This window comes from Niveispirillum fermenti (assembly GCF_052474395.1).
Genome location: NZ_CP156678.1, coordinates 875,255 through 889,912, shown reverse-complemented (window position 1 = coordinate 889,912; position 14,658 = coordinate 875,255). Strand labels below are relative to the sequence as shown.

Annotated in this window: 13 protein-coding genes and 1 pseudogene; 1 reads left to right on the top strand and 13 read right to left on the bottom strand. The window is 66.5% G+C overall.

The features are described 5' to 3' along the window. Positions 1–49 precede the first annotated feature (49 nt). The gene (locus ABC728_RS03365) at positions 50–1,063 is read left to right on the top strand and encodes an ABC transporter substrate-binding protein (RefSeq protein WP_416619637.1); all 1,014 of its coding nucleotides are present in this window, start codon (positions 50–52) and stop codon (positions 1,061–1,063) included. A 70-nt stretch (positions 1,064–1,133) separates the two neighbouring features. Here the strand turns inward: ABC728_RS03365 and ABC728_RS03360 are convergent, their stop codons facing one another. From ABC728_RS03360 to ABC728_RS03300, 13 genes and pseudogenes are all read right to left on the bottom strand, one after another. Then, positions 1,134–1,385: a hypothetical protein gene (locus tag ABC728_RS03360; RefSeq protein WP_416619638.1), complete on the bottom strand. Its 252-nt coding sequence runs from the start codon at positions 1,383–1,385 to the stop codon at positions 1,134–1,136. A 360-nt stretch (positions 1,386–1,745) separates the two neighbouring features. Next, on the bottom strand, positions 1,746–2,183 hold the full coding sequence (locus ABC728_RS03355) for a PaaI family thioesterase (protein WP_416619639.1): 438 nt from the start codon (positions 2,181–2,183) through the stop codon (positions 1,746–1,748). After that, positions 2,164–3,287 (bottom strand): annotated as a pseudogene (locus ABC728_RS03350) (CaiB/BaiF CoA transferase family protein). Before ABC728_RS03350 ends, ABC728_RS03355 begins: the two are co-directional and overlap by 20 nt. Then, positions 3,284–4,063 carry an enoyl-CoA hydratase/isomerase family protein gene (locus tag ABC728_RS03345; RefSeq protein ID WP_416619641.1) on the bottom strand — a complete coding sequence of 260 codons (780 nt, stop codon included), beginning with the start codon at positions 4,061–4,063 and terminating at the stop codon, positions 3,284–3,286. The pseudogene ABC728_RS03350 and the gene ABC728_RS03345 overlap by 4 nt, the downstream one beginning before the upstream one ends. After that, a complete protein-coding gene (locus tag ABC728_RS03340) occupies positions 4,060–4,821 on the bottom strand; it encodes an SDR family NAD(P)-dependent oxidoreductase (protein WP_416619642.1) in 762 nt (253 codons plus the stop codon). Before ABC728_RS03340 ends, ABC728_RS03345 begins: the two co-directional genes overlap by 4 nt. Positions 4,822–4,832: 11 nt before the next feature. Continuing rightward, positions 4,833–6,959 (bottom strand): 3-hydroxyacyl-CoA dehydrogenase NAD-binding domain-containing protein, encoded by a 2,127-nt coding sequence (locus tag ABC728_RS03335; RefSeq protein WP_416619643.1) that lies wholly within the window; start codon positions 6,957–6,959, stop codon positions 4,833–4,835. 17 nt (positions 6,960–6,976) lie between these two features. Then, on the bottom strand, positions 6,977–8,182 hold the full coding sequence (locus ABC728_RS03330) for an acetyl-CoA C-acetyltransferase (RefSeq protein ID WP_416619644.1): 1,206 nt from the start codon (positions 8,180–8,182) through the stop codon (positions 6,977–6,979). After that, positions 8,175–10,007, bottom strand: coding sequence for an AMP-binding protein (locus ABC728_RS03325; RefSeq protein WP_416619645.1), 1,833 nt, complete (start codon positions 10,005–10,007; stop codon positions 8,175–8,177). Before ABC728_RS03325 ends, ABC728_RS03330 begins: the two co-directional genes overlap by 8 nt. After that, positions 10,004–10,561, bottom strand: coding sequence for a hypothetical protein (locus ABC728_RS03320; protein WP_416619646.1), 558 nt, complete (start codon positions 10,559–10,561; stop codon positions 10,004–10,006). The genes ABC728_RS03325 and ABC728_RS03320 overlap by 4 nt, the downstream gene beginning before the upstream one ends. Next, complete coding sequence (locus tag ABC728_RS03315) at positions 10,554–11,453, bottom strand: SDR family NAD(P)-dependent oxidoreductase (RefSeq protein WP_416619647.1); 900 nt, start codon at positions 11,451–11,453, stop codon at positions 10,554–10,556. Before ABC728_RS03315 ends, ABC728_RS03320 begins: the two co-directional genes overlap by 8 nt. Before the next feature lie 193 nt (positions 11,454–11,646). Then, on the bottom strand, positions 11,647–12,417 hold the full coding sequence (locus tag ABC728_RS03310; protein WP_416619648.1) for an enoyl-CoA hydratase/isomerase family protein: 771 nt from the start codon (positions 12,415–12,417) through the stop codon (positions 11,647–11,649). Between the two features lie 42 nt (positions 12,418–12,459). Next, the gene (locus ABC728_RS03305; protein ID WP_416619649.1) at positions 12,460–13,626 is read right to left on the bottom strand and encodes an acyl-CoA dehydrogenase family protein; all 1,167 of its coding nucleotides are present in this window, start codon (positions 13,624–13,626) and stop codon (positions 12,460–12,462) included. Continuing rightward, the gene (locus ABC728_RS03300) at positions 13,623–14,591 is read right to left on the bottom strand and encodes an NAD(P)H-dependent flavin oxidoreductase (RefSeq protein ID WP_416619650.1); all 969 of its coding nucleotides are present in this window, start codon (positions 14,589–14,591) and stop codon (positions 13,623–13,625) included. Before ABC728_RS03300 ends, ABC728_RS03305 begins: the two co-directional genes overlap by 4 nt. Positions 14,592–14,658: the final 67 nt, after the last annotated feature.

Here is a 14,658-nt window from a genome sequence, read left to right as displayed (position 1 = left end):
TCATATTATACAATGTTGAACGATATCTGATTGTAAAGAGGAAACGCTGATGCGGCGCATCCGGTGCCTGATCCTTGGCTTGACCGCCTGCCTTACCACTGCCTGCGCCCCGGTTGTGGCCGGCCCTGTCGGTGACAAGGGGGCGGCATTGCGGATCGTCGGCCGGCACGACGTCATGGAAGTCGGACCTGTGCTGTACGCGGTTGAACAGGCCGGCCCTTTGGTCGCAACCTTCAGCAGCGGTGGTGTGGACAATCTTTTCAGGGTCGATGGCGTGGCGGCGGCGGGTGGCTTCGACCATGCGCCGGGCCGGGCCGACCTGGCGGCACAGGCCGAAACCCAGGCACTCCGCGCCTCTGTCGCCAATCCGAACCTGCGCATCATCCTGACGGTGACAGAGGGGCTTTACCGTGTTGTCGCCCGCCGTTCCGCCGGCATCGCGCAGGTGGAGGATCTGCGCGGCAAGCGCATCGGCGTGTTCGAACGGACCTCCGCCGCCTATTTCCTGGACAGGCTGCTGGCGAAGGCGGGTATTCCGGGCGATGCCGTCACCCTGGTTCCCCTGCGCCCGCGGGAAATGGAACCGGCGCTGGCCGCGCGCACAGTGGATGCCATCGCGATCTGGGAGCCGGAAAGCGAGCGCGGCGAGCGGACATTGGGCGATGATGCGATCAGCTTCTCCGACCCCGTCCTCTACCGGGAGCTTTACAACCTGAACACCACGGCAGAGGCGCTGGCCGATCCTGCGCGCCGGGAACGGATCGTCGATTTCGTGCGGCGGCTGATCACGGCCGCGCGCGTTGCCACCGACCAGCCGTCGCAAATCTGGCCGCTTGTCGCCACCTCAAGCGGGTATCCCGCCGATCTGGTCGCCGCCTCCTGGCCCCATCACCGGTTTCCGGCCGGCCTGCCGGCTGACCTGCTGGACGTGATGGTGGAGCAGGAGCAGTGGCTGGCGGCCCAGAACGCCCGCTCGCCGCGCGACCGGGCGCAACTCGCCCCTTTAATCGATGCGACGGTGCTGCACGACGCGCTGGCAACCCATGGCGGCCCGGCCGAATAACGCCTGGCAAGGCGGACACCGGAAGGAGGGGAGGCCGCATCAGGCCGGCCACTATTCCTGGCTGCCGCCTTTATCGTTCCCAGCCAATGCTCAATCTGACCGCGCGGGGGCGAACAGAGGTTGTCTGCGGACCGGCGGCGAGCGTGAACGGATTGCCATGGGCGAACTGGTTGGCATCGATGTCCAGGATATTATCCATGGCGACACCCATGGACCAGCCGCCGGGCAGGTCCACCATGACACGCGCGACCAGCAGGCCGTCATCGACATGGCAAACCGCATCTTCGGTCTGTTCGCCGGGCTTTTCCGGGCCATCCCGCACAGCCGCCATCCCGGAGAGCGGAATGCCGGGCCGGCATATCCGTGCTGATCTGTCGACACCGGCCGGCATTGCCCACGCAGCCGAGCAGGCGCGGCGGCTGGCACCGCAGATGCTGTTCAATATCGCGGACCGGCAATATTTCGGCCGCTTGGACGCACACGGCCCCCTGGCGCAGCGGTTCGCCGGACTGACCGGCATGGCGCAGACCCGGCCGCGAAGTGGCCGACGCCGGCCGGCGGGACGAGATCAGCGCCATCCTGGCACAGGTGGAAATGAAAATGGCCCGCCGGTGACGTATCAAGGTCCGGGCGACCGGACAGACGATGCAAGGCGGCTAAAAAGGAAGGGGCGTTCCCCCTCCTACCCCGCGCGCCGCCGGTATATGGCGTTTCCCCTGGCCACCGGCCCCTGACGGCATATCAGCAGACCATCGACGAATGCCATGCGCCGCGTGGTCTGGATCAGGCGGCAGCGGCTCTCGATCCAGGTTCCGGCACCGGCCGGGCGCAGGAAATCCGTGGACAGGCTGATGGTCGGCGTTCCCGTCTCCTGGTTCGCGAAATTGGCGACATAGCCCAACGCCAGGTCAAGCACCGTGCCCAGCATCCCGCCGTGGCAGCCGCCCAGCTTGTTGCAGTGTTTCTCCTCCACCCTGAACCCGATCCTGACCGGCTCCTCCGGATTGTCGGGCATCACCAGCATCGACAGCGGACCGACCAGTTGCGCGAAATGGTCGATGGTTTCGACCGGGCCCCAGGCGCCATGCGTCATCGGCCCTTCATTGATGATGGTATCCATTCCGGACCTCCTGCCTTTTCAGCCACCCGGCCAGCACCGTTTCACCGTCCAGCATCCGCCCGATATCCGGCGGCGTGCGCGACAGGCGGGGGGCCGGCGCGCAATGACGTATCCCGTCAATATCCCGATAGGCGCCGCGGGCGGCCATGTGCGGATGGTCCATCACCTCGTCCAGGGTCAGGACAGGAGCGAAACAGGCGTCGGTTCCTTCCAGCAGTGACACCCATTCAGCCCGCGTGCGGGTGGCGAACAGGGCAGCCAGACGCAGGCTGCGTGCCGGCCACGATGACGGATTGTCCTGATCGGCATAAAGATCGGCGGGCGCCCCCAGACGATCCAGCAATTCCTTGTAGAAATGCGGTTCCAGTGGCCCGACGGAAATGTCCTTGCCATCGGCGCAGCGATAGCAGCGGTAGAAGGGGGCGGCCCCACCCAGTACGCTGCGGTCGCGGTCCAGCGACACATGGCCCGCCGGCACCAGGCCGGAGAACATGGCCATCAGCGAGGTGACGCCATCGACGATGGCGGCATCCACCACCTGCCCCCGGCCCGACCGCTCCCGCTCCCACAGGGCCGAGACGATGCCCAGCGCCAGGAACAGCGACCCGCCACCGAAATCACCCACAAGGTTGAGCGGCGGGATGGCCGGCCCGTCCTGCGGACCGATGGCGGCCAGGGCACCGGTCAAGGCGATATAGTTGATATCATGCCCGGCCGCCCTGGCCAGCGGCCCTTCCTGACCCCAGCCCGTCATGCGACCATAGATCAGGCGGGGGTTGCGGTCGCACAGAATATCCGGCCCCAGCCCCAGCCGTTCCATGACACCAGGCCGGAACCCCTCGATCAGCACATCGGCGCGCGATGCCGCCTGCAGGCATTTCTCCCGCCCCCCGGCGACCGGATATCCAGCGTCAGGTTGGCGCGTCCCCTGTCCATCACCGGGTTGGGCCAGCCATTGCCGCCGGCCCGGTCGATGCGCAGCACCTCCGCCCCCAGATCCGACAGCAGCATGGCGCAATAGGGACCGGGGCCGATGCCGGCGAATTCCAGGACGCGGACCCCGGCCAGGGGTCCCGTCCGCTTCGGCACTTCCGTCGGCGTCATGCGAACCTTGCCTTCCGCCCTTCCAGAAAGGCGTTGATGCCCTCGGTCGCGTTGGGTTCCAGGGCGCAGAGTGCGATATCCGCCGCCTCCCGTTCCAACTGGGTTTCCAGTTCGCGGGAAGAGGAGGAAAGCAGCAGCCGCTTGGACCGCGCCAGCGCCTGGGTGGGCATGGCGGCCAGCCGCCGGGCGATCTTCTCCGCTTCGGGCAGCAGGTCCCCATCCTCCAGCACCCGCATGGCCAGACCGGCGCTGACCGCTTCCTCCGCATTCAGGGTTTTTGCCAGGAACAGCATCTCCTGCGCCTTGCGCAGCCCCACCAGCCGTGGCAGCAGGAAGGTGGTGCCGGCATCGGGCGACAGGCCGATGCCGGGATAGGCGACGGTGAAGCTGGCCGATCGTCCCGCCAGCACCACATCACCCAGGATGGCCAGACCCAGCCCCGCGCCCGCCGCCGGGCCATTGACGGCCACCACCACGGGCTTGGACAGCGATGCCAGCCGTGCCACCGCCATATGCAACGACGCCGTCAGCTTGCGTACAAAATTGCCCAGATTGTCCGACGCGGCGGCAAACGCCCGGACATTGCCGCCCACGCAGAACAGGCGCCCCGCGCCGGTCAACAGGACCGCGCGCACGGCCCTGTCATCCTCCGCCGCGTGGGCCAGGTCCAGCAGCCGGTCGGCAAAGGCCTGATCGATGGCGTTGCCGGCATCGGGATTGTCCAGGATGATGCGGGCCACCCCGTCCTGGACCTCGTATCGGATCGTCTCGGTCATTTCGGTGCCATCCTGATCGCGCCGTCCAGGCGAATGGTCTCGCCGTTCAGCATGGGGTTGCGGATGATGCTTTCCACCAGTTGGGCATATTCCTCCGGCCGGCCCAGGCGCGCGGGAAACGGTGCCTGCCGTCCCAGGCTGTCCTGCGCCGCCGGCGGCAGGCCCGCCAGCATGGGCGTCATGAAGATGCCGGGCGCGATGGTCAGCACGCGGATACCCAGGGGTGACAGGTCGCGGGCGATGGGCAGGGTCATCCCCGCCACCCCGGCCTTCGACGCCGCATAGGCCGCCTGCCCGATCTGCCCGTCGAACGCGGCGACGCTGGCCGTGTTGATGATCACGCCACGCTCTTCCCCCACCGGATCGGCATCGGCCAGACGGGCCGCGACCTTGGACAGGGCGTTGAAGGTGCCGATCAGGTTGATGTCGATGACCCGGCGGAACAGGTCGAGCGCATGCGGCTGCCCTTCCCGCCCGACCGTCTTGGCGGGTGGGGCGATGCCGGCGCAATTGACCAGGATGCGGGCCTTGCCGTTCTGCTGCTCTGCCGCCAGCACCGCGTCGGCCACCTGGGCATCATCGGTGATGTTGACGGCCCGGAAGGTGGCACCGATTGCCGCCGCCGTGGCCTGCCCCCCCTCTTCATTCAGGTCGAAAAGGGTGACCTTCGCCCCTTCCCGCGCCAGCAGGGCGGCCGTGGCCGCCCCAAGGCCGGAGGCACCGCCGGTGACGATGGCTGCATGTCCGTTGATCTGCATGGTCAACCTCCTCAGGCGGCATCAAGGGCGGCGTAATAGCCGCGCCCATCGGCCGCCATGGCGCGCAGGCCCGGCGGCGGTGTGAAACGCTCGCCATGCTGTTCAGCCAGTCGATCGCACTGCGCCACAAAGGCCGCCGTACCGATCGCGTCGATGCAACTCAGCGGCCCACCCGTCCAGGGTGCGAAACCCCAGCCCATGATGGCCCCGACATCGGCGGCGCGCGGATCGGCGATCACCCCCTCATCCACACAGCGTGCCGCTTCCAGCGCCTGACGGTGCAGCAACCGCTGCTTCAGCGCCGCCACATCGGGCAGGGTCGCCGGGGCCGCCGGCACCAGATCGGCCAGCCCGCGCCACAGGCGCTTGGGCGCGCCGGCGGGGTAGTCATAGAAGCCGGCACCCACCTTGCGACCGCTACGGCCCAGCGCCACCAGCTTTTCCAGCACCGCCTCATAGGGCCGGCCCTGATAGGCATCGCCCAGGGCCGACCGCGTCTGGCCGGCGATACGAACCGTCAGGTCCACGGCCACATCGTCGGTCAGTTCCAGCGGCCCGCGCGGCATGCCCGTCATCCGCCCGGCATTGTCGATCAGGGCCGGCGGGATGCCCTCCATCAGCATCTCCAGCCCTTCATAGATGTAGGTGCCGAAACAGCGGGACGTATAGAAGCCACGGCTGTCATTGACGACGATGGGCGTCTTGCCCAGCGCCATGGCATAGGCGGTGGCGCGGGCCACCGTCTCCTCACTGGTCTTCGCGCCCCGGATGATCTCCACCAGATGCATCTTGTCGACGGGAGAGAAGAAGTGGATGCCCACAAAATTTTCCGGCCGCTCCGATGCCTGCGCCAGCCCCGTGATGGGCAGGGTGGAGGTGTTGGAGCCGATGATGATGCCGGGACCGGCCACCGCCTGCACGCGGCGGGTGATCTCATGCTTCAGCGCCACATCCTCGAACACCGCCTCCACCACCAGATCGGCATCAGCCAACTTGGCGTAATCGGCCGTCGCGATGATCCGGTCCAGCAGCGCAGCACCCGCCGCTTCGCTCAGCCGGCCCTTGGCGACATCACCAGCCACCAGCTTGCGGGCATAATCCTTGCCCTTTTCCGCCGCCGCCTCGCTGACATCGACCAGGATGGTGTTGATGCCTTTCAGCGCCTGGGAATAGGCGATGCCGGCCCCCATCATGCCTGCGCCGATCACGGCGACACTGGCGGGGGCCACGATCTTGGCCGAACGGTCCCCCTTGTCCAGCGCCTGTTTGGACAGGAACAGGCTGCGCACCATGCCCTTGGCCTGTGGCGTGGCGAAGGTGTTGAGGAAATAGTTGGTTTCGATCTTCAAGCCCGCGTCGATGGGCACCTGCACCCCCTCGAACACACATTTCAGGATGTTTTCGGGTGCCGGGTAATTGCCGAAGGTACGCTTGCGCAAAGTGGCATTGGCCATGATGAAGGCCTGCATGCCGCCGGCGCTGTAGGGCAGGCCACCCGGAAGCCGGTAATCCTTGCGGTCCCAGCGGGCCACGGGATCGCCCTTTTCCCGCAGCCAGCGCTTTGCCGCCGCCACCGTCTCGTCAGCCGGCACCAATTCATCCACAACGCCCAGCGCCAGCGCCTTGGCAGGGTCCAGCGGACGGCCTTCCAGCAGCAGCGGCAAGGCCTTGGCCACGCCGGTCAGGCGGGGCAGGCGCTGGGTGCCACCGGCACCGGGCAGCAGGCCCACCGTCACCTCCGGCAGGCCCAGCCTGACCTTGGGACTGTCAGCCGCGACCCGGTAATGGCAGGACAGCGCCAGTTCCAGCCCGCCGCCCAGCGCCAGCCCTTCCAGCGCAACCGCCACCGGCTTGCCCAGCACCTCCAGCCGGCGGAATAGCGCGGACAGGGGTGGCGGGGCGATGCGGGACCCCGCCGCGCGGCCCAAATCGCCCAGGTCGGCCCCGGCGCAAAAGCCGCTGGCCTTGCCGGAGCACAGGACGACACCCTTGATGGCACCATCATTCTTCAAGGTTTCGATCAGGTCCGGCAGTTCCGCGATTACGGCATCGCTCAGCGTATTCATGCTGCGGCCGGGAACGTCAAAAGTGACCAGGGCGATGCCATCGGCATCCGTTTCGATGGTGAAATTCTGCATTTTGTTCCTCCCCCGGCTCACACGCGCTCGATCAATGTGGCGGCACCCTGCCCGGCACCGGCGCACAGCGTGATCAGGGCAGTGCCCTTGCCGGTACGTTCCAGTTCGTCCAGGACGGTACCCAGGATCATGGCGCCCGTGGCGCCCAGCGGGTGCCCCATGGCGATGGCCCCGCCATTGACGTTCATCTTATCGTGCGGGATGGACAGGGCCGCCATCATGCGCAGGACCACGGCGGCGAAGGCCTCGTTCAACTCGTACAGATCGATATCACCGGGCACCATGCCCAGCCGGTGCAGCAGCTTGCGCGACACCGTAGCCGGTGCCGTCAGCATGATGGTGGGTTCCGACCCAATGGACGCTCCGCCCCGGATACGCGCACGCGGCTTCAGCCCCAACGCCGCACCCGCCTCCTTCGTGCCGATCAGCACACCGGAAGCACCATCGACGATACCCGACGAATTGCCGGCATGATGGACATGCTCAATCTGTTCCACCTGTGGATAGCGCTGGATGGCGATGGCGTCGAATGCCGCCTCCCCCGGCACCTGGAAGGCCGGTTTCAGACCGGCCAGCCCCCCGATGCTTGCGTCGGGGCGCATATGTTCATCATGGGAAAGTGCGATATTGCCGGCCTGATCGCGCACCGGCACGATGGAGCGGGCAAAGCGCCCCTCCTGCCAGGCGCGGGCGGCGCGACGCTGGCTTTCCACGGCATAGGCGTCAACGTCGGTGCGGCTGAACCCGTCCAGGGTGGCGATCAGGTCGGCGCTGATCCCCTGCGGCACGAAATAGTTCTTCAGCGCGGAATCCGGGTCGATGGGCCAGGCGCCGCCATCGGAATTGATGGGGATGCGCGACATGCTTTCCACCCCGCCACCGATGGCCAGCCGTGCCTCACCCGCCATCACCTTGGCCGCGGCGATATTCACAGCATCCAGCCCCGATGCGCAGTAGCGATGGACCTGGATGCCGGACACACTTTCCGCATAATCGGCCATGAGGACGGCCGTGCGGGCAATGTCCGCCCCCTGGTCACCCACCGGCGACACACAGCCCAGCACGACATCATCCACAAAGGACGTGTCCAGGCCATTGCGGTCCCGCAGCGCTGCCAGCACCTGGGCCGACAGCGACAAGGGCGTGATATGATGCAGGGACCCGTCGGGCTTTCCCCGGCCGCGGGGCGTGCGCACGGCATCGAAAATATAGGCTTCAGGCATGGTTGCTTGCTCCGGTACGGGGCCGGGCGGCCACGGCCGCGCCCCTGGTAAAGCAGAGAATGGCGGGATCGGGCGGGTCGGCGAACAGGCGGGCCACATCCGCCGCGCGGCGTTCACGCACCACGCGGGGGGCGGCATTGCCCTTGTCGGTCACCTCCCCCCGATCGAAGGCCAACGGTTCGGTCATGACAAGGGCGGTGCCGATGCGCCGGGCCGATCCTGTCTGCGCCGCATTGAAATCGGCGATCAGAGCGCGCAACTCCTCCCGCGCGAAGGGGGTCAGCGTGGCGCGGGGCCAGATCAGGGCGCCGATATGGTCCTGGTTCACACCGCAAAAGACCGCTTCGCGCACCAGCGCCTCGGCAACGGCCAGGAAATCCTGGCGCAGGGCATTGACCTGGACATAGGTGCCCGACAGCAGCTTGAAATCATCGGCCAGCCGTCCGGCGAAAACCAGCCCGCCTTCCGGTCGCTCCGGGTCGGCGAAACGCACGGCGTCACCGGTGCGGAAATAGCCTTCCGCGTCGAAAAGCCCGGCGGAGACGTCGGCCGCGCCCAGATAGCCGCTGCGTGGCATCAGCGTGGGGCCGCGCATGCGCATTTCATACCGCCCATCCATGGGCACCAGTTTCAAATCCACGCCGGGCAGCGGCAGGCCGATCACGTCGGTCGGGCCGCCGGGCCAGTATTTAAGGGCACCCAGCAGGAATTCCGTGGCGCCATAGAAGGAATAGACCGGGGCCTCCGCCCCCCTGGCCGCCAGCGACAGGGCCGCCAGCCGTTCCGCCACCGATTGCGGCATCAGGGCACCACCGAAGCCCAGCCAGCGGATATTGCGGAAAAATCGGTCACGCAGGTCGGTATCCGCCTCCATCGCATCGCACAGCATGGCGTAACCCAGCGGCACGGTGATGAAGAAATGCGGCGAGACATCCCGCAGATTGGCGATCGTGCGCGCGAACAGGTCGGGCGTCGGCTTGCCATCATCGATCCACAGGGTGCCGCCGGCCGCGATGATGTTCCCGAAATTGTAATTGCCGGCCATGATGTGGCTGAAGGGCATGGCCTCAAGGAATTGCGGCGGCTCCCCGTCGAAATCCAGCAGATTCACTGCTTCCATCTGCGCGAAGGACACGGTCAGACAGGCATGGGGCTGCGGCGTGGCCTTGGGCGATCCAGTGGAGCCGGAGGTGAACATGATGCGGGCGATCATGTGGGGCCGGATTGCCGCCATGCGCTCGGCCACCTGCCCCGTCGGCTCCGTCGCCACCACATCGGCCCAGCGTTCCACGGCAAGGCCCGGCACGCCGCCCGTCACGGCCACGAAGCGAAGGCCCGGCCGGGCCAGTGCCCGCAGCGCCGGGGCAAAACGATCGGCATCATCGACGATGACGATCCGGGCCCCCGCCGTGGCCACGCATTCCTTCAGCTTGGCATGGTCGGTGGACAAGAGCGAATAGGCGACGCTGATCGGCGCGATGGCCGCGCCCGTGCGCTGCACCGACACGGCGGCGATGCCATGTTCGATGGACGGGGCGGAGAGATAGGCGACACTGTCCCCCTCCCCGATCCCCTGGTCGATCAGCCATTGCGCCAGCCCGTCGGCCGCCCGCCGGGCGGCACCATAGGTGATGTCCCGCCAGCCGCCGACCCCGTAACGCTGACGCATGAACAGCCGGTCGGGATGGGCATCCGCCACCGCGTCGAACCGGTGAGCCAGCGACGGCGCCGGTGTAGGCATCGATAAAGGCGAGCCCAGACGGATGGTGCCGTCTTCCTCCCGGTCCAGGGTCACGGCCGGCGGCGGCGTCCTGGCAAAGCTCATTGCCCCACCCCCCGCTTGCGGACCCGCCAGACGCAATCATCATCACCCATGGGCCGGCCGGCAATGGTTTCCACCTCGAAATCCGGTCCCAGCCCCTGCCGCACCACGCTGTCCATCTCCCGCCCGCAGGCCTTGTTGCAGGGGAAGACCCCGCGCATCTCGGCGGAGAAGGCGCGCCATTGCGGACAGCCATGATCGATGATGGTCAGGCGGCCTTCCGCCTCGTCGATCTTGTTGATGCGGGTGACGTCGCGATGCCCCCCGCCCCAGACTTCTGCGCCATAGACGGCCATCAGCTTCAGCGCCCCTTCGATATCGGGGGTGAAATCGGCGGGGTGATCCTTCACCAGTTTGCGCCCGATGGGACCGGCCCAGCCGGGCCGCGTCTCGTCGGAGAATTTCTCCCAGGCTTCCGGCCCCTGGTTCTCCCAGACATGCTCGTCGGTGCGCTGGATGATCAGCAGCCCTTCCCAGGCACAGCGGCGGTAACGTTCCTGCGGGTCCAGGGCGGGCCAGTCCAGGGCCTCACCTTCCAGGCGCTTCGCTTCAGACATGTTCTTCCTCCCTTTCCCTGTTTCTCATGCGCCGTGTGCTGCCCATGGCAGCACCCAGGCAGTCCAGCGTCGTTGCCGGCAGATCGGACCCGGCGTCGAAATCCGTCACCGCCGACCAGCGCGACAGCACGGTCCGCGTGTCCGGCGTCTCCAGCCGCAGGCCCAGGCTGCGTTCCCAGCGCATCGCCGCGGCCCAACCGCCGCCGGCCTCGATCACCTGTCCGCTGGCGGGACATTCCGGATGGATCAGGGCCAGGGCGAAGGGTGACACATCCTCCACCCTCAACCCGGCTTTCAGGTCGGCGGAAAAGACGCCATCCGTCATCGACGTGCTGGCCATGGGCGCCAGGGCATTGACGCGGATGCCCACCCGTTCTCCCTCCACGGCCAGGGTGCGGGTCAGGCCGATGATGCCGGCCTTTGCGGCGGCGTAATTGGCCTGACCGAAGGCGCCGTGCAGGCCGGCACCGGAGGTGGTGAACAGGATCGCCCCGCCGCGTTGACGCCGCATCGGCTCCCACGCGGCCTTGGCACAGGCAAAGGCCGCGTTCAGATGCACGTCCAGCACCTCATCCCATTCCGCCCGGGCCATGTTGGCGAAGGAACGGTCACGGGTGATGCCGGCATTGACGATCAGGGCGTCAATGTGACCGAACGCGGCCAGGGCGGCCTGGATGATGGCATCCCCGTCCCTGGCATCCACGGCCAAACCCTGAGCCGTTCCGCCAGCCGCCTGGATTTCATCGGCAACGGACAGGGCCGCGTCGCTGCGGCTGGCCACCAGCACACGGGCGCCGGCGGCACCCAGGTCCAGGCAATATTGTCGCCCCAGCCCCTGGCCACCACCCACGACGATCGCCACCTGGCCATCAAACAATGGCTGTTGCACCATGCCGATTTCCTCCCTGCCGGTGCGGCGGTTTTGTCCGCCTTGTTACTGCTTCGCCCCTCTCCAACCCGTCATCCCCGCGAAAGCGGGGATCCAGCATAAGCGGCGTCTGCCGCGATAAAACTCATATCGGCGCTGATCGCGCCTTACGCTGGATTCCCGCTTTCGCGGGAATGACCGTAGCGAAAAGGCAACCTCACGCCCCCGCCCGCCGGCCAATCTTGGCGCGTGCATCCAGCATGCGCTGGGAAATGGCAGGGTTCCAGTGGACGTCGCGATACTGCACATGGCCATAGACATAGGCGGCCATCGGGTCCATGGACCAGGATCGGCGCAGCATCTCGGTACAACGCACAACCGTGTCGACATTGGTGGACGCAATCTCTGCCGCGATGCCGTTCGCCGTCTCCAGCAGCTTGCCCTCCTCCGCGATCTGGTCAATCAAGCCGATGCGCAGCGCCTCGGCCGCATCGATGCGCCGGCCGGTGAGGGTCAGCAGCTTCGCCTGGCTCTGGCCCACAATGCGCTGCAACGGATCGACAAAGGGCGTCAGGCCAAAACGCACCTGGGGAAAGCCGAACCTGGCATTCGGGCTGGACACCCGGATATCGCAGAACACCGCGATATCGCAGCCGCCGCCGAATGTGTGTCCGGCCACCGCCGCGATGGTCGGCTTGGGATATTCCAGCAGTTCCAGATAGCCGTAATAGGTGGCGTCGTACCAGCGCAGCCGGTCGGCATCCGTGGCCCAGTTCATCGTGTCCAGGTCCAGTCCGGCGGAGAAATAGTCTTCTGTCCCTTTGATCACCACGACGGCAACGCTGTCGTCACGCCGCCAGGGGGTCAGCACCTCCACCAGATCCTCGAACAGCTCGGTCGACAGCGCATTGCGCTTGTCCGGGCGGTTCAGGGTGATGGTGCCGATGCCGTCCTTCACCTCGGCCAGAACGGTTCCGTACTTTGCCATCTTGCTCTCCGTTTCCTCAAATATCAGGGCTGTCGCGCAGGATCAGAGCGTCCGGGCGATCAGCAGTTTCATGATCTCGTTGGCACCGCCATAGATGCGGTGGATGCGGCTGTCGCGGTACAGGCGGCCGATCGGATATTCGTTCATGTATCCGTAGCCGCCGAAGAATTGCAGGCAGCCATCGACGATTTCCGACAACTGGTCGGATATCCAGTATTTGGCCATGGACGCGGTCGCCGTATCCAGCTCTCCGGCCAGCAGCTTTTCTGTGCAATGGTTCAGGAACACCTTGGCGATGGTCGCCTGGGTCTTGTATTCGGCCAGTTTGAACTGGGTGTTCTGGAAGGCCGCCAGGGACTGGCCGAACATTTCCCGCTGCCTGACATAGGCAATGGTCTCCCCCAGGGCCAGTTCGATCATGGCCATGGCCTGCCAGGCGATGACGACCCGTTCCTGCGGCAGCTTGGCCATCAGTTGCGCCATGCCCCTGCCTTCCACGTCCCCCAGCAGGGCATCAGCCGGCACGAACAGGTCATCGAAGAACAGTTCGGACGTGTCCTGCCCTTCCTGGCCCACCTTGTCCAGGTTGCGGCCACGGGCAAAGCCCTCCGGCGCCTGCGACACATCGACAATGAACAGGGAGATGCCCTTGCTGCCGGCATCGGGGTCGGTCTTGGCGGCCACCAGCACCATATCGGCGATCTGGCCGTTGGAGATGAAGGTCTTCTGTCCCGTCAGACGATACCCGTTACCGTCGCGGCGGGCGCGGGTGCGCATGCCCTGCAGGTCCGATCCGGCGGCCGGTTCCGTCATGGCGATGGCCGTCACCATCTCCCCGGAACAGAAACGCGGCAACCAATGCGCCCGTTGCTCCGGCGTGCCGTAACTGGCGAAATAGGGAAGGATGACGGCATTGTGCAGGCAGAGGGTCAGCGCGTCGGCGCCGCGATGGCCGATGGCCTGGACGATCGCCGCCTCATGCCGGAAATCCCCCCCGCCGCCGCCATATTCCTCCGGCATCGACACACCCAGCAGCCCGGCTTCACCCGCCGCCCGCCAGACGGCCTTGTCGACCTGCTTGCCGGCCCGCCAGCGGTCGATGGCGGCCGGTGATGCGTGGGCGTCCAGGAAGCCGGCCAGACTGCGCTGGAAAATGGCCATCTCCGTCTCGGCCATGAAGGATGCCGGAACCAGATCGATGGCATTCATGCCGCACGCTCCCGCAGGCGGGCCGTGATCTCATCTGCCTGGCGCATGATCCGGTCGATCAGGTCACGGCAGGTGGGAATGTCGCGGATCAGGCCCTGGACCTGGCCGGCCCAGATCAGGCCCGCTTCCAGATCGCCCGTTTCCAGCGCCACGCGCCCCCTGGCTCCGGACACCAGCGGCTGGATATCGGCGAACTGCGCCCCTTCCCGCCCACTGATCTCCACAACCTTGTCGGATACGGATGTCTTGGCGACGCGGCCGGTATTGTGGAATTTGCGGAAGATCAGGTTGGTTGCCCGCTCGTCATTCTCGACCAGAAGCCTTTTCACGGCTTCATGGATCGGCGCCTCGACCGTGGCGCAGAAGCGCGTGCCCATGTTGATGCCGTCGGCCCCCAGCGCCAATGCTGCCACCAGCCCACGCCCGTCGCCGAAACCACCCGATGCCAGCATGGGAATGTCGATCCTGTCGGCGGCGGCTGGGATCAGCACCAGGCCCGGTACATCATCCTCCCCCGGATGGCCGGCGCATTCGAACCCGTCGATGGAGATGGCGTCCACGCCCATCTTCTGGGCCGACACGGCATGGCGGACGGAGGTGCATTTATGGATGACCTTCACGCCATGCGCCTTGAAATCCTCCACATGTTCCTGCGGCCGCGACCCGGCCGTTTCCACCACCGAAACGCCGCTGTCGATGATGGCACGGCGATAATCGGCATAGGGCGGCGGCTTCACCGACGGCAGGATGGTCAGGTTCACCGCGAAAGGCTTGTCCGTCAGCGACCGGCAGCGGTCAATCTCGCGCCGCAGATCGTCGGGCGTCTGCTGGGTAAGGGCGGTAATGGTGCCAAGACCGCCGGCGTTCGAAACCGCGGCGGCCATGTCCGCCGTGCCCACCCACATCATGCCGCCCTGCATGACCGGATGCTCGACACCCACGAGCCTCGTGAATCTCGTTTGCATGTTTCCTCCTGTTACTTACTGGACGGTAACTTATGGCGATGCGTCCGTCAACGATAGAATCGCGGGG

What these genes read in the sequence shown, in the direction of transcription:
- ABC728_RS03365 (WP_416619637.1), top strand. Translation starts at nt 50, where the DNA reads ATGCGGCGCATCCGGTGCCTGATCCTTGGCTTGACCGCCTGCCTTACC.
- ABC728_RS03355 (WP_416619639.1), bottom strand. Translation starts at nt 2,183, where the DNA reads ATGGATACCATCATCAATGAAGGGCCGATGACGCATGGCGCCTGGGGC.
- ABC728_RS03345 (WP_416619641.1), bottom strand. Translation starts at nt 4,063, where the DNA reads ATGACCGAGACGATCCGATACGAGGTCCAGGACGGGGTGGCCCGCATC.
- ABC728_RS03340 (WP_416619642.1), bottom strand. Translation starts at nt 4,821, where the DNA reads ATGCAGATCAACGGACATGCAGCCATCGTCACCGGCGGTGCCTCCGGC.
- ABC728_RS03335 (WP_416619643.1), bottom strand. Translation starts at nt 6,959, where the DNA reads ATGCAGAATTTCACCATCGAAACGGATGCCGATGGCATCGCCCTGGTC.
- ABC728_RS03330 (WP_416619644.1), bottom strand. Translation starts at nt 8,182, where the DNA reads ATGCCTGAAGCCTATATTTTCGATGCCGTGCGCACGCCCCGCGGCCGG.
- ABC728_RS03325 (WP_416619645.1), bottom strand. Translation starts at nt 10,007, where the DNA reads ATGAGCTTTGCCAGGACGCCGCCGCCGGCCGTGACCCTGGACCGGGAG.
- ABC728_RS03320 (WP_416619646.1), bottom strand. Translation starts at nt 10,561, where the DNA reads ATGTCTGAAGCGAAGCGCCTGGAAGGTGAGGCCCTGGACTGGCCCGCC.
- ABC728_RS03315 (WP_416619647.1), bottom strand. Translation starts at nt 11,453, where the DNA reads ATGGTGCAACAGCCATTGTTTGATGGCCAGGTGGCGATCGTCGTGGGT.
- ABC728_RS03310 (WP_416619648.1), bottom strand. Translation starts at nt 12,417, where the DNA reads ATGGCAAAGTACGGAACCGTTCTGGCCGAGGTGAAGGACGGCATCGGC.
- ABC728_RS03305 (WP_416619649.1), bottom strand. Translation starts at nt 13,626, where the DNA reads ATGAATGCCATCGATCTGGTTCCGGCATCCTTCATGGCCGAGACGGAG.
- ABC728_RS03300 (WP_416619650.1), bottom strand. Translation starts at nt 14,591, where the DNA reads ATGCAAACGAGATTCACGAGGCTCGTGGGTGTCGAGCATCCGGTCATG.